We start from the raw sequence: 13,666 nt of genomic DNA, 5'->3' as shown, positions 1-13,666 counted from the left end.
GATAATTATCTAATCGTTGGAAACCCTATAACAAAGGCTTTTAAATAACAACATAATACTAGAAAGCACAGCAATGTGTTGATAGTGTCCTTCGGGGTCGGGTGAAAATCCCAACCGGCGGTGATGAAGCAATTCTAAGCCCGCGAGCCTGATAAAGGCAGGATTTGGTGAGATTCCAAAGCCGACAGTACAGTCTGGATGGGAGAAGGACGTGTGGAACCCAAGTGTATACGTACGCCTAATTTTCGGAAAATGAAAAAATTAGGTTTCTTAGGTATACAATTTTTTTCACTCATTTCTCCTGCTAACTCCTTAGGCTTTCTAAGGGGTTTTTTATATTTCATAAAAGGGGGAAAAGCATGTTTACTGGAATCATTGAGGACATCGGGACCGTTCATTCCTTGAAAAAAGGAAAAAGCAGTATGGAGTTGACGATACGTTCCGAGAAAATCCTTGAAGATGTTCATCTGGGGGATAGTATATCAGTCAACGGCGTCTGCTTGACGGTAACTTCTTTCACGAAAAGTTTATTTGCCGTGGACGTAATGCCAGAAACGGTCAAGGCTTCCACGATCCGGACGTTAAAAGTGGGTTCACCCGTGAACCTCGAGCGTGCCATGAGTGCGGGGGGACGGTTTGGTGGACATTTCGTTTCAGGTCATATCGACGGTACCGGAACAATCATAAAAAAAGAACGAAAAGAAAATGCCGTATATTATGTCATCCAATTGGAAGAAGGGCTGAGTGCCTTTTGCATACCAAAAGGATCGATTGCCATCGATGGAACGAGCCTGACGATATTTGGGATTGAGAGCAACCTTTTAACAGTTTCCTTGATCCCCTTGACACATATGGACACCATATTGGGGCAGAAAGCGGCTGGAGATATCGTTAACATCGAAAACGACATGATTGGGAAATATATTGTACATCAAATGAAAAAAGGCGACTCAAAACCAGGACTGAATCTAGAGTTTTTAGCTAAGCACGGATTCTAAGACAAGGGCGGTGTAATGGATGTTCCATACGATTGAAGAAGCAATTGAAGAGTTGAAGGCTGGCAAGGTAGTAATTGTATCAGATAATGAAGATCGGGAAAATGAAGGCGATTTTGTTGTACTTGCTGAAAAGGCGACACCGGATGCGATCAATTTCATGGCGACTCATGGACGAGGTTTGATCTGTACAACCATAACTGGAGAACTGGCGGAAAAGCTGGATTTGCATCCTATGGTCGGGGAAAATACCGACCAGCATGGAACGGCTTTTACGGTAAGTGTCGATCATAAAAATACGACTACAGGAATCAGTGCCTTTGAAAGGTCCTTGACCATTCTGGAGCTTCTTAAAGAAGATTCGGTTGCTGGGGATTTTCATAGGCCTGGCCACACTTTTCCGATAGTCGCTAAAGAAGGCGGCGTACTTAAGCGGGCAGGGCACACGGAGGCTTCTGTGGATCTGGCCAAGTTATGCGGTGCCAAACCAGCTGGGGTCATCTGTGAAATCATGAATGAAGATGGATCGATGGCACGGGTGTCCGATTTAGAAGTCATCGCCGATAAATTCAACTTGAAATTCATAACGATTGCTGATCTGATTCAGTACCTTCAACAAGCCGAAACAAGCGGAAAACAGGAACGGGAACTGAACGTTCAAAATTCGTAAGGTTTAAAGCATGAACAAAAAATCAAACGTTTTATAAAATAGGAGGAATTGGAATATGGGGAACATCATTGAAGCACAATTAATCGGATCAGGTTTGAAAGTGGGAATCGTTGTAGGGAGGTTTAATGAATTTATCACAAGCAAGCTTTTGGGCGGGGCGTTGGACGGCCTTAAGCGTCATGGCGTTGATGAAAATGATGTGGATATCGCTTGGGTTCCTGGTGCTTTCGAGCTGCCGTTAATCGCGAAGAAACTTGTGAATACAGGAAAATATGATGCAGTAATCGGTCTTGGGACGGTTATCAGGGGTGCGACCTCACATTATGATTATGTATGCAATGAAGCAGCTAAAGGAATGGCAGCCGTATCCTTGGACACGGGCGTACCGGTTATCTTCGGTCTGTTGACGACCGAAAGTATCGAGCAAGCCATTGAGCGTGCAGGAACTAAATCTGGCAACAAAGGCTATGAAGCGGCCGTAAGTGCCATTGAAATGGCTAACCTTGGAAAGCTGATAGAGCAATAATTTTCATTCAGGAAAGCCGCAGGGAGGAATATCCCTGCGGCTTTCCTATGTCCATTTCCAGGATTGGGTCAGCTTCGCTCGCGGGCAACCTCTTCCAGGACGCTGCGTTCCCATCTAAGATGCAAGCGCCCTGCTGACATCCGCTGAACATTAATCCTGATGATAAAATGCTCTTGGCCTAATCGTTGGTCGTAATTTCTATGACAAAAGGAAGCAAAGAGGGATACTTTTTTTTCGTTTAAAGGGAATTTACCGCGAAAGGAAAAAGGATATTAAATAACGGGCAAAAGCACGAGGTAATCAAAGCATGATAAAATAGGCAAGATGATTATGCTACAATTGTAAAGATTGCAATTGAAATTCATTTCTTTAGGGAAAAGTAAATTTATTAGTTATTAGGAGGGGTTTGTGTGTACCATCTCTTTACACATAATGATTTAGATGGAGTCGGCTGCGGCATTGTGGCTAAGCTGGCATTCGGAGAAGAAGTAGTGGTTAGTTATAACTCGATCGGCCGGCTTAACCAGAACGTAGGAGCATTTCTGGAGCAGGCAAAAATCGAGGATACATTGATCGTTACCGATCTTTCGGTTGATGAAGATAACGAAAAGATGATTTCGCAGTTTGTTGAAGATGGAGGCAAGGCGATGCTGATAGACCATCATAAGTCAGCACTGCATTTGAACGAACATGACTGGGCATCTGTGACGGTCGAGCAGGAAGACGGTAAACAGACGGCAGCGACTTCATTATTTTATCAGTATGCAATTGAAAACAAGCTGCTGGAGCCCTCAAGCATCGTAGCCGAATTTGTGGAATTGGTCCGCCAATACGATACATGGGAATGGGAAGTTAATAAAAATGCAACGGCAAAACGGTTAAATGACCTATTCTTCATGATTCCAATCGAGGAATTTGAGACGAAAATAGCTCAAAAGCTGTCCACGGGCGAAAGCTTTACCTTTGATGAAGTGGAGCAAACTCTTTTGAAAGTGGAAGAGAGTCGGGTGGATCGGTACATAAACAGGAAGAAGAGAGAAGTTTATCAGGCTACTGTCGGCCCACATACTGCTGGTGTGGTCCATGCCGAGTCCTATCACTCGGAATTGGGAAATGAACTATCAAAGGAATTCTCGCATTTGGATTATATCGCCATCCTGATGGTCGGAAGTAAAAGAATCAGCTTCCGGACAATCCATGATGACATAGATGTATCCGACGTTGCCGGAAAATATGATGGGGGAGGACATCAAAAGGCTGCCGGCTGCACCATGTCAGAGAAGGCGTACAGTCAGTTCGTCGAAAAGACATTCTTTGCCGAGCCACTGAAACGCGATGCCCACAAAAATCAATTGAATGTAAAAGAGTCCCCAGAGGGCTGCCTCTATTCAACGAGAGAGAAACAGGACATATTCATCTTTGAAGACGAGGAAGAGGAATGGATTGTTGAAATCAACGGAAAACAACAGAAAAAGACCTTCGATACCTTTGGGGAGGCGGAAAAATACATGAAGCGGAAATACGCGGCATGGCTGGCCCATGATGAAAGGTATGAAGAGTTCGTCAATAAGGGTTGAATAAGAAAGCGGCTGTCCGTATGGGACAGCCGCTTTTGCCTTTTTATTTACCTTTTTAACGGGACGGGGTGTACAAGCGTGCGTGACTTTTTGTTTGGTATGTTTTTTTGATGGTGAAGGATCGCATTGATTTCTCCTCCGACGACAAAGATCAGGCCGCTTAAATAAAGCCACAGCATCAAGATGATGACCCCTCCCAAACTTCCGTAAGTGGAGGAATAGTTGGCAAAATTGCTGACATAAAAAGAAAACCCAAGTGAGATCGCTAACCAAAGGACAGTTGCGGTCACTGCACCAGGAAAGACATGTTTAATCGGAAAGCTCTTATTCGGGGCGAAACGATATAAAAAGGTAAGAACGAGTGATATGACAACAACCGCTATGACCCATCGTAATAAACTGAATAAGATCTGCATTTCTTCGGGGATGGGAATGACTTGCTGTATTAAATCGATGATGACTTTCCCGAAGACGGGAAGACCGAGCATCACGATGAATGCAACGACCAAGCCTAATGTCAATGCAATGGAAATGAAGCGGGCTTTAATGAAATTCCTTGTTTCTTCCACATCATAAGCGATATTCATGGAATGGATGAACGCATTCATACCGTTTGAAGCGGACCATATAGTGCCAAGGAAACCAATTGTCAGTAAACCGCCATTCCGTTCACTCAATATATTGATGATATTTTTCTCGATGACTTCCATCGTTTCCGCAGGCATGAAGGTCTTGAGTGTATCCAGGGCTGTTTGAATATCGATATTCAGGTAAGGCAATATGGACAGCAGTAATATGAGCAATGGAAATAGTGCGAGTAAATAGTAATATGCTTGTTCTGCTGCCAGTCCTGTGACACGATCTTCCTTTATTTCTTTGATAAGTTTTTTCGAAAATCTTATCGATTTATCCATCCGGGCATCACTCCTGACAAGTTACTTAGTTTATCTGCTTCTTTTCCCTATGCTGCGGAAATTTAATCCCTTTATTAAAAGAAATTGTATGATTTATCGGAACGGTATATGATTTTGCAAGGTTAGAGCTTGTCCGTCCATTTTCATTGCACGGAAAATGGGGTTCTTAATACCCGCAGTTCCGATGGGTGTAGATCGACCGTGCCGTTGTAGAATGCAGCCAGGTTATATTCATGGGCAGAACACAATGAAAGTGCAGGAAAAGGAAGAAAACGAGCTGGAATTGTCGTTAAGAAACGGCGATAAACAGCTGAACGATTGAATTAACAGGGGAATTCCAAAGCAGGGTTACGCTTCTTTTTGTGGAATAGATAGTTAAAGTAGCACTATGAACTGTAAAAATTATGTGTAGGCTACACGAAAGGGGGAGTATAGATGCGTTTCATTCCAGCTATAATGTTAAAAAAGTGAGGTTACATGATGTTCACTACAATTATTGCAAAATTACTGCGTCTCCTCCCCAATCAAGCAAAGAAAACACCTATGATTCCCCTGCAGCAAGTAAAAATGAAAAAAAATGTAGTAGTCGAGACATCCGTTCAACGTACTTATCTATCTTTATATTATCCTTTGGAAGCAAAACAGGAAAAGCTCCCCGTTTACATCAACTTCCATGGTGGAGCGTTCATAATGAATGAAAAGGAGATGGATGATCCTTATTGCCGCTTCTTGGCCAATCAGGCGGAATGTGTGGTTCTTAATGTCGATTATGCGAAAGCACCGGAGTACCCGTTTCCCAAACCGATCGAACAGGGCTATGACATTCTTGAATGGGTGAAGGGAAGAGCCGATGATTTGAATATTGATGCGGAAAAAATCATGGTCGGCGGACAAAGTTCAGGTGCAAATATCGCAGCCGCTCTCTGCCTCTATCTTGAAGAGAAAGGGGACGATCAGCCGCTGCTCCAAGTGCTATCCTGCCCGATGCTGGATTTTGTCACTCCGCATGCGGATAAACCAGAACGTGATAAGTGGCGTTCCCGATACCCTCAAGTTGCCCATTTTATAAATATGTGTTACCTATCTGACACAGAACTAGCGGGGCATCCTCACGCTTCCCCTGTTCGTGCCGAGATCAGTGACCGCTTAGCTTCCGCCCTTATCCTCATAGCGGAGTACGACGCCTTTAGACCAGAAGCCGAATGCTATGCGGAGAAATTAAAAGCAGCAGGGATAAACGTTCAAGATGAGCTATTCAAAGAATGTTCTCACGCTTTTACCCATCTAGGTCCAAAAGAACGAGCTGAAGAGGCTTGGCAGTTGATCGCATGGAAAATCAAAAAAGTGGTCGAATCCTATGAAAATTGAAACACTTCCTTCGTCCTTACTCCCTTATATAAGGTATCTTCAGCACATTCAAGTTTTTTTTTGGGAGAACCAGGAATTATACTAAGTTCTAAGGTTACAGACTTGGTAGCAGTAGAAAAAAGTTTACCTGCCCAATCGACGCTTTATTACATTTCAATGATCTGGAAATGGATCAGAAGGAGATGGATATGGATAAAGAGCAAAGGCAAGCCGATTTCGATTATTGTGAAAAGGTCATAAAAAAACATTCCAAAATCTTTTATTATGCATTTTCACAACTCCCTAGTGAAAAAGCAAAAGCCGTTTATGCCATCTATGCTTTTTGCAGAACCGCAGATGAGTGTGCAGATGGAAGCCAGTCATCCAAGAAAAAGGTTCAGTTGCTGAGACAATTAAAGAAAGAACTTGATTTGTTCAACGAGCATGAGGAATTGGATAAGCCACTATGGCGCGCACTCAGACATGTATTCAATACGTATGACATGGATATCAGCCCATTTTATGACCAGCTGACTGGGCAATCCTTGGATTTGTCCTTTACACCCCCGAAAACAATGCATGAACTGGAAAGGTACAGTTACTATGTAGCTGGTTCCGTTGGTTTAATGCTTGTTCCTGTCATCGCTTCGAGATCTTCTGCCGATTTGCATTCATCAGTGATAAGTCTTGGAGTTGCCATGCAAATAACGAATATCCTGCGTGATATTGGAGAAGATTACCGTGAGAAAAATCGCATCTATCTACCCGAAGACGAACTAACCCATGTCCACTATTCACAGCATGATTTACATAACGGCACGATCAATGAAAATTTCATCGGCCTATGGGAAAAACTTGCTGCTCGAGCTGAATCACTATATAACAAGTTCTTGTTCAACATCGAGCTGTTAGATCCAGATAGCCGCATACCGGTCTATCTGTCTGCTCACATTTACAGAGGCATACTTGATGCTGTGCGAAACAATGAATACCAGTGTCTAACTAAACGAAACTATGTTACAAAAGAAAAAATGGCCCAAATCAATGCTGCAGCCAACAACGTCTTTGGTTTGTGGGAAGGAGATGCATTTACAGTTGAAAAATAAAACCGTAATCATCATCGGAGGCGGACTCGGTGGACTGTCAGCTGCGATTTCACTTGCGCAAGCAGGATACGATGTCTCCTTATATGAGAAAAACAACCACATTGGAGGAAAATTGAACAGGCTGGATCAAGATGGTTTTGGTTTTGATCTTGGCCCATCCATCCTGACGATGCCTCGGATTTTTGAACGATTATTTTCCGCGAGTGGAAAATCCATGAAGGATTACGTCCCGATTGAAAAGCTGGATCATCAATGGCGCTCCTTTTTCCCTGGTGGAAATGTCATTGACCTATATGAAGATTTGAACGAGATGCAAGAGAAGAACCCAGCCCTGAGTGAAAATGATATGCGAGAATATCAAAATCTGCTTCACTATTCGAAAAGACTTTATGATATGACGGATAAAACCTATTTTCAGCATGGCGTTGATACTACGAGACAAATCATGAAACATACCGGTTTGTTCACCGCTTTGAGGAACTTCGATCTGTTTTCTACGGTTCATGGAGCCATTAATAAACGGATCAGTAATGAGGAGCTCCGTGTGATGCTCTCCTATTTTATCAAGTACGTGGGTTCGTCCCCTTACGATGCACCGGCCGTGTTGAATATGATGATCTACATGCAGCATGACCAGGGTGTATGGTATATACCCGGCGGTTTACACAATCTTTCCAGTGGCCTGGTGAAGCTGGCTGAGGAAGTGGGTGTTACCTTCCACCTAGGAAAGCAGATCGTAAAACTTGAAAAAAAGAATGGGAAAATTAACGGAGCTATTTTGAAAGACGGTACAAAACTAACAGCAGATTATTTTGTTTCCAATATGGAAGTCATACCGGTTTACGAACGTTTACTGGAAGAAGACAGCCATTATGTAAAAAAACTGAAAAAGAAATTCGAGCCGGCCAGTTCCGGCCTCGTGATGCATTTGGGAGTGAAAAAGAGCTATCCGCAGCTGCGCCATCATAATTTCTTTTTCGCAGAAGATATGAAGCAGCAAATGCATTCGATCTTCCATCGTCATGAGCTGCCGGAAGACCCGGTCATTTATTTGGTCAATGTCAATAAGACGGATCCGACACAAGCTCCTGCAGGATATGAAAATATAAAAGTACTGCCCCATATTCCCTATATTCGGGATCAACAACCTTATACACAGCAGGACTATGAACGATTCTCTGAGCGGGTTTTGATCAAATTGGAAAAAATGGGCCTGCATGACTTACGGGACAATATAGTCACAAAGGATGTATGGACACCGGAAGATATCAGGAGGGTGTATGGCTCCGACCGCGGTGCGATTTATGGAACGGTGTCAGACCGCATGAAGAATAAAGGATTTAAGCATCCGAAACAGAGTGAACGCTACGACAATCTATATTTTGTCGGTGGAACGGTAAACCCCGGCGGCGGAATGCCAATGGTTACCTTAAGTGGTCAGCTTGTAAGCGAGAAAATTGTTCAGAGGGATGTATCCAATGTCTGACAATCACGGTCATTTTCTAAAGACATTACCGGAAAGGCAGAGAGAGGATCTAATTTCCCGTGCAGACCTTTCAATTGAAACGCGTAAAAAAAAGCTATTGAAGCTGAAGTCCATTCTATTGGAGCATGAAAGGGCATTTATTCAAGCCCTTCAATCAGATTTGGGAAGACCGCCATTCGAAACACTTTCTTCTGAAATTACGGTTTTATTAAATGAAATCGATTATGTATGCAAGCATTTAGCAAAATGGATCCGGCCTGTTCGGTCCAGGCATCTAAAACTTGGATATGTGGAAGCGATCAAAAGAATGAGGCATCCATACGGGAGTATACTCATCATTAGTTCGTGGAATTATCCGCTCCAGCTTGCATTAATGCCTGCCATCGGAGCGATAGCCAGCGGAAACCGCTGTGTGATCAAACCATCTGAACTTGCACCTGCAACTGGTGAACTGCTTAGAGAGGTCATTAATCACGTATTTCCTCCCGAACAATTAACAGTTGTTACAGGAGATGCTCAGACCGCCAGCCTATTGACTTCTGCACCTTTTGACCTGATTTTTTTCACAGGCAGTCAGCAGACAGGAAAAGCGGTAGCGCGGCAGGCGGCCAATCAACTCACACCGGTGATACTGGAACTCGGCGGCAAAAACCCCTGCATCATGGATGAAACGGGCTTTTCAAAAGCGGCAATCCAGCAAATCGTCTGGGGTAAGTTTCTTAATGCGGGGCAAACGTGTATTGCGCCGGACACACTGTTTGTCCATCAGTCCATTTACGAAAAAACACTTTCTGAAATATCGGCTTCGCTTTTAGCTTTCTACGGAGATCGACCCCAGGAAAGCGATGATTATGGTAGGATTTGTAACGATGCACATTTCCAGAAGGTGGTTGATTTTATCGGAAAAGGGGATATCTGGCATGGCGGGAAGTATGATAGAAACGACCGGTTCATCGAACCAACGGTGGTTGTGAATGTGAAACCGGGGAGTTCTATCATTCAGGAAGAGATATTCGGCCCGGTACTCCCTGTCATTCCATATACGGATTTAAGAACATTATTATCTAGTGATAGGATTCAACGTGATGCACTTACAGGATATATTTTCAGTAAAGACAACAAACAAATCCTGCAGTTCATGGAACATATGAAGTCACCGACCATTAGCGCCAATCAAGTGATACATCATGCCGCGAATCCCCATGTCGCATTTGGAGGGGTTGGAAGAAGCGGATACGGTGCTTATCATGGAAAAGCTGGTTTTTTAGCCTTCAGTTATGATAAAACAGATTACAAATCCTATCATTTCATCCATTTTCAAGGAAAATTCCCGCCTTATTCCGATAGAAATATGAAATTCTTGAAGAAGTTAAGAAAGTGGCTGTTGTAATTAGAATTCATAGAACACGATGTTACCTGTGAAGCATAGAAAATGAGGGGAATTATCATGATTGTTTCATTACCTGTCCATTGGATCCTTATCATCGACATTTTTGCATGGCCCTTTTTTCATCTGTCCATTTCTGCCATTTGTTTGAAACTGCCTTTGGTATGGTTTCTAAGAGATCAATTTTGGTTTCGGATCTTCTCTTGGGAAAAATCCGGAGAATTGTGGCAGCGTTTATTCCGGGTGAAAAAATGGAAAGGCTATATTATAGACGGCACGATTTTTCTTAAAAAGGGGTACAGTAAAAAGGGGTTACATGGCATCGGGTTGAGGGACTTGACGATCTTTGCTGCGGAAACAAAACGCGCGGAATTCACACACTGGCTCTCCATACTGCCTGCTCCGTTGTTCTTCTTGTGGAATCCGGTATGGGCGGGCTGGGTGATGATCCTGTATGCGTTTGTATTCAACCTGCCCATTATCGTTGTTCAGCGCTACAATCGCGGACGTATTACTGCCATTACTTCAGAATTTGTTAAGAAATGAAGCAGCATATTGTAAGGAAATGAGGGAATGCACATGAGTAAGAAGGTTATTGTTGTGGGGGCAGGTGTTGCAGGGCTTGCCAGTGCAATCAGACTGCAGCAAGCGGGGTACCAGGTGGAGATATATGAAAAAGGAACAACTCCCGGTGGCAAAATGAATCGAATTGAACTGGATGGCTATACATTTGATTTGGGGCCGAGTATCGTCATGATGCCGGAATTATATCGGGAGATCTTCGAACTATGCGGACGTAACCCCGATGATTATATTCCAATGGAAAAATTGAACCCGATTTATCGGGCTTACTTCAGTGATATTCCCGACAAGCCTTTTGATATCTCCTCAGACCTTACCGAATTGACACGGATGATTGAATCGATCAGCGAAGAGGATGCGGAAGGTTTTTTTCTATATCTGCATGAAATCTACAAAAGCTTTGTCGTTGCAAAGCATCACATTCTTCAAAGACCATTCCGCAAAAAGGCTGATTTTTATAACCTTTCCATGCTGAGGAAAGTGGTGAAACTGAAAGCACGCGGCACTGCAGATTCTTTTATAGGAAAATATATCAAGAATGAACGGCTGAAGCAGTTAATCAGTTTTCAAACGTTGTACATAGGCATTTCCCCAATTGAAAGTCCATCTTTTTACAGCATGATCCCCATGATCCAATTTTTATATGGAGTATGGTTCATCAAAGGCGGTATGTATACGATGGCACTCTCTATGGAGAGGCTCTTCACGGAACTTGGAGGAACCATCCACTATGGCAAAGATGTGCAGGAAATATGCATTCATCATCGCAAGGCGACCGGGATTATCGTGGAGGGCAGAAAAGTCTCTGCGGATTTTGTCGTTTGTAATGCAGACTTCCCATATGCCATGAAACACTTGATAAAAGACAAGACCGCTAAAGGGAAATATACCGATAGAAAGATTGACAGCATGAAATACACCTGTTCATGTTTTCTTTTATATCTCGGTATGGATCGAAAATATGAAGAAATTGGTCATGTGCATAACTTTATTTTCAATGAAAAGCTAAATCAGAATCTGGAAGATATTTTTGCAGGGAAGAAACTGACGAATGCCTCCTTTTATGTGTACATAGCTTCAAAAATGGATCCTTCCCTTGCACCCGAGGGGAAAGATGGGCTGTATATCCTGATGCCTGTCTCGAATATAGCAACAGCCCATTATCAGTGGGACGAGGAAACCATTTCTTATTATCGCAGCTACATTTTAGATGAATTAAAAAAAATCCGTGGTTTTGAAAAAATTGAAAATGAGATTGTAACCGAAACATATACAACACCATTGGACTTTGAGTCGAAGTTCAATGCATATAATGGCGCCACTTTTGGTTTGCAACCAATCATGGCCCAAAGCAACCACTTTCGTCCGCAAAGCAAAGCAACACATTGTGAAAATTTGTATTTTACCGGAAGCAGCACACATCCTGGTGCTGGTGTCCCTATCGTGCTACTATCCGCCAAGATCACTGCACAGGAACTGATACAAGACGATACAGGTGAAATGTTCGATTATTCAGGAAAATGAAGACGTTCTGATGACTCTTAGATGAAGGAGGCGTTTTATATGACAGCTTCAGAAGTGATTAATCTCGCTATTGGTTTTCTGGCAGTCATGATTGCCATTATCATGTTCTGGTCTTTACCAGTTCCAATTTTATCCTCCAGCAAGAATACCGGTCTTCCATTTCTGTCAATCGTTATTCCTGCCAGGAATGAAGGAGGCAGGCTCTCACCGTTATTGCAATCCTTGCAGGAACAACGTTTCAAGCAATTTGAAATATTGGTTGTTGACGACCAGTCAACTGACAATACTGTGGAAATTGCACAAAGTTACGGTGCAAATGTTCTAAAAAATGAAGGATCCGGGAAGTCATCGGCCTGCTGGCGTGGTGCTAGGCATGCAAAAGGGAGTTGGCTATTGTTTTTGGATGCAGATACTGCGTTCACCAATTTGGATGGTTTAAAAAATCTATTAAATTTCTACCAGGGAAAAGGAGCAAGGGGCATTGTATCCTTACAGCCCTATCACACGGTTGATCGCTTGTATGAACACCTTTCTGTAATATTTAACATTATTGTCATTGTGGGCATGAATGTATGTACCATTTGGGGAGCACGTTTTAAAACCGCCGGTTCGTTCGGTCCGTGCATTTTATGCAATAGAGACGATTATCTTTTGTCGGGGGGGCATAAAAAGATCGAGGGAGAAATCATGGATGATCTGGCACTGGGCCAGGCATTTCTTGACCATAATCTCCCGGTTCGTTGCTTGGGTGGCAAAGGGATCATCTCATTACGCATGTACCCGGAAGGCTTGAGTAGCCTGATAGAAGGCTGGTGCAAAAGCTTTGCCGTTGGTTCCAAGTCCACTCATCCAGTCATCATGTTGATGGTTATCATCTGGATTGCCGGCAGTTTAATCTCTACGGGAGCGTTGATCTCTTCCATTATTGAATTAGACACGCCCGCCATTATTTTCAGTGGAGTATTGTATATTCTCTATACGATTCAAACGGCATGGTTTGCCCGTAGGGTCGGTAATTTCAAATGGGCGGTATTCCCCTTTTATCCGTTTTTGTTTTTATTTTTCACAGGAGTCTATGTATATTCCTTCTTCCGGGTTAATGTTTTACGTTCTGTAAAATGGAAGGGTCGTAAAATAAATGTCTAGAAATCTTTAATTCCCGTCCCATTATTCATTAGGCGACAACGCTCGTTTTCGTATTTTTGAGAAAAATTAAGTAGAAACCTTTGCCCCATTAGATTTATGAAGGCGAGGAATTTCCGGATACTACCTCACGATGTTGGTTATGTTACTATCGTGGAGGTGAATACAAATGGAAAAGAAAAATCAAGCAGGTAACTTTAGACAACATGCTACTCAATCTGAAACGGAGTTTGCAAGTGAGACAAATGCTCTGGAAGTCATACGTGAAAACCAACAATCGACTAAAGGGCAATTTGAAACGGAGTTCGCAAGGGAAACGAATGTTCAGGAAGTAAAAAAGCAAAATCAACAATCAGAAGGCAGATAAATTCAAATTAGTATATAAAAAAAGGAAGCCGAGGCTTCCTTT

13 protein-coding genes, 1 pseudogene and 1 riboswitch are annotated in these 13,666 nt (G+C 42.9%); of the genes and pseudogenes, 13 read left to right on the top strand and 1 reads right to left on the bottom strand.

Annotated features, from left to right (window positions below; translation table 11 throughout):
* The first annotated feature begins 83 nt into the window (after positions 1 to 83).
* Positions 84 to 214: riboswitch (FMN riboswitch) on the top strand.
* Between the two features lie 145 nt (positions 215 to 359).
* From ribE to AS888_RS12935, 4 genes and pseudogenes are all read left to right on the top strand, one after another.
* The gene (gene ribE, locus AS888_RS12950; RefSeq protein WP_061142572.1) at positions 360 to 998 is read left to right on the top strand and encodes a riboflavin synthase; all 639 of its coding nucleotides are present in this window, start codon (positions 360 to 362) and stop codon (positions 996 to 998) included.
* 19 nt (positions 999 to 1,017) lie between these two features.
* Positions 1,018 to 1,653 (top strand): annotated as a pseudogene (gene ribB, locus AS888_RS12945) (3,4-dihydroxy-2-butanone-4-phosphate synthase); the annotation flags it as partial.
* 67 nt (positions 1,654 to 1,720) lie between these two features.
* Positions 1,721 to 2,191, top strand: coding sequence for a 6,7-dimethyl-8-ribityllumazine synthase (ribH, locus tag AS888_RS12940; protein WP_061142571.1), 471 nt, complete (start codon positions 1,721 to 1,723; stop codon positions 2,189 to 2,191).
* A 410-nt stretch (positions 2,192 to 2,601) separates the two neighbouring features.
* A complete protein-coding gene (locus AS888_RS12935) occupies positions 2,602 to 3,768 on the top strand; it encodes a DHH family phosphoesterase (RefSeq protein WP_061142570.1) in 1,167 nt (388 codons plus the stop codon).
* 47 nt (positions 3,769 to 3,815) lie between these two features.
* Here AS888_RS12935 and AS888_RS12930 read toward each other — a convergent pair whose 3' ends face one another.
* Positions 3,816 to 4,682, bottom strand: coding sequence for a YihY/virulence factor BrkB family protein (locus AS888_RS12930; RefSeq protein WP_061142569.1), 867 nt, complete (start codon positions 4,680 to 4,682; stop codon positions 3,816 to 3,818).
* A 184-nt stretch (positions 4,683 to 4,866) separates the two neighbouring features.
* On the opposite strand from AS888_RS12930, the gene AS888_RS26455 reads away from it, so the two are divergent.
* The 9 genes from AS888_RS26455 to AS888_RS12890 all read left to right on the top strand — a co-directional run bounded on the left by AS888_RS26455 (position 4,867) and on the right by AS888_RS12890 (position 13,624).
* Positions 4,867 to 5,004, top strand: a complete 138-nt coding sequence (locus AS888_RS26455) for a hypothetical protein (protein WP_221408604.1) — start codon at positions 4,867 to 4,869, stop codon at positions 5,002 to 5,004.
* 158 nt (positions 5,005 to 5,162) lie between these two features.
* Complete coding sequence (locus tag AS888_RS12925; protein ID WP_061142568.1) at positions 5,163 to 6,050, top strand: alpha/beta hydrolase; 888 nt, start codon at positions 5,163 to 5,165, stop codon at positions 6,048 to 6,050.
* Positions 6,051 to 6,238: 188 nt separating this feature from the next.
* Positions 6,239 to 7,135, top strand: a complete 897-nt coding sequence (locus tag AS888_RS12920) for a phytoene/squalene synthase family protein (protein ID WP_260320196.1) — start codon at positions 6,239 to 6,241, stop codon at positions 7,133 to 7,135.
* Positions 7,125 to 8,621, top strand: coding sequence for a phytoene desaturase family protein (locus tag AS888_RS12915; RefSeq protein WP_397251744.1), 1,497 nt, complete (start codon positions 7,125 to 7,127; stop codon positions 8,619 to 8,621). Before AS888_RS12920 ends, AS888_RS12915 begins: the two co-directional genes overlap by 11 nt.
* Entirely contained in the window at positions 8,614 to 10,011 is a 1,398-nt protein-coding gene (locus tag AS888_RS12910; RefSeq protein WP_061142565.1) for an aldehyde dehydrogenase family protein, read from the top strand. Before AS888_RS12915 ends, AS888_RS12910 begins: the two co-directional genes overlap by 8 nt.
* 57 nt (positions 10,012 to 10,068) lie before the next feature.
* Positions 10,069 to 10,554 carry a glycosyl-4,4'-diaponeurosporenoate acyltransferase CrtO family protein gene (locus AS888_RS12905; RefSeq protein WP_061142564.1) on the top strand — a complete coding sequence of 162 codons (486 nt, stop codon included), beginning with the start codon at positions 10,069 to 10,071 and terminating at the stop codon, positions 10,552 to 10,554.
* 33 nt (positions 10,555 to 10,587) lie between these two features.
* A complete protein-coding gene (locus AS888_RS12900; protein WP_061142563.1) occupies positions 10,588 to 12,114 on the top strand; it encodes a phytoene desaturase family protein in 1,527 nt (508 codons plus the stop codon).
* A gap of 39 nt (positions 12,115 to 12,153) precedes the next feature.
* Positions 12,154 to 13,260 (top strand): glycosyltransferase family 2 protein, encoded by a 1,107-nt coding sequence (locus tag AS888_RS12895; RefSeq protein WP_061142562.1) that lies wholly within the window; start codon positions 12,154 to 12,156, stop codon positions 13,258 to 13,260.
* Positions 13,261 to 13,426: 166 nt separating this feature from the next.
* Positions 13,427 to 13,624 carry a gamma-type small acid-soluble spore protein gene (locus AS888_RS12890; protein ID WP_061142561.1) on the top strand — a complete coding sequence of 66 codons (198 nt, stop codon included), beginning with the start codon at positions 13,427 to 13,429 and terminating at the stop codon, positions 13,622 to 13,624.
* The last annotated feature ends 42 nt before the right edge of the window (positions 13,625 to 13,666 follow it).

It is taken from the genome of Peribacillus simplex (genome assembly GCF_001542915.1).
In the GTDB taxonomy this organism is placed as follows: domain Bacteria; phylum Bacillota; class Bacilli; order Bacillales; family DSM-1321; genus Peribacillus; species Peribacillus simplex_B.
Note: the sequence above shows the minus strand (reverse complement) of the source record. Positions and strands in the feature narration are given on the sequence as shown.

What these genes read in the sequence shown, in the direction of transcription:
- AS888_RS12925 (WP_061142568.1), top strand. Translation starts at nt 5,163, where the DNA reads ATGTTCACTACAATTATTGCAAAATTACTGCGTCTCCTCCCCAATCAA.
- ribE (WP_061142572.1), top strand. Translation starts at nt 360, where the DNA reads ATGTTTACTGGAATCATTGAGGACATCGGGACCGTTCATTCCTTGAAA.
- AS888_RS12910 (WP_061142565.1), top strand. Translation starts at nt 8,614, where the DNA reads ATGTCTGACAATCACGGTCATTTTCTAAAGACATTACCGGAAAGGCAG.
- AS888_RS12895 (WP_061142562.1), top strand. Translation starts at nt 12,154, where the DNA reads ATGACAGCTTCAGAAGTGATTAATCTCGCTATTGGTTTTCTGGCAGTC.
- AS888_RS12900 (WP_061142563.1), top strand. Translation starts at nt 10,588, where the DNA reads ATGAGTAAGAAGGTTATTGTTGTGGGGGCAGGTGTTGCAGGGCTTGCC.
- AS888_RS26455 (WP_221408604.1), top strand. Translation starts at nt 4,867, where the DNA reads ATGGGTGTAGATCGACCGTGCCGTTGTAGAATGCAGCCAGGTTATATT.
- AS888_RS12890 (WP_061142561.1), top strand. Translation starts at nt 13,427, where the DNA reads ATGGAAAAGAAAAATCAAGCAGGTAACTTTAGACAACATGCTACTCAA.
- AS888_RS12920 (WP_260320196.1), top strand. Translation starts at nt 6,239, where the DNA reads ATGGATAAAGAGCAAAGGCAAGCCGATTTCGATTATTGTGAAAAGGTC.
- ribH (WP_061142571.1), top strand. Translation starts at nt 1,721, where the DNA reads ATGGGGAACATCATTGAAGCACAATTAATCGGATCAGGTTTGAAAGTG.
- AS888_RS12905 (WP_061142564.1), top strand. Translation starts at nt 10,069, where the DNA reads ATGATTGTTTCATTACCTGTCCATTGGATCCTTATCATCGACATTTTT.
- AS888_RS12930 (WP_061142569.1), bottom strand. Translation starts at nt 4,682, where the DNA reads ATGGATAAATCGATAAGATTTTCGAAAAAACTTATCAAAGAAATAAAG.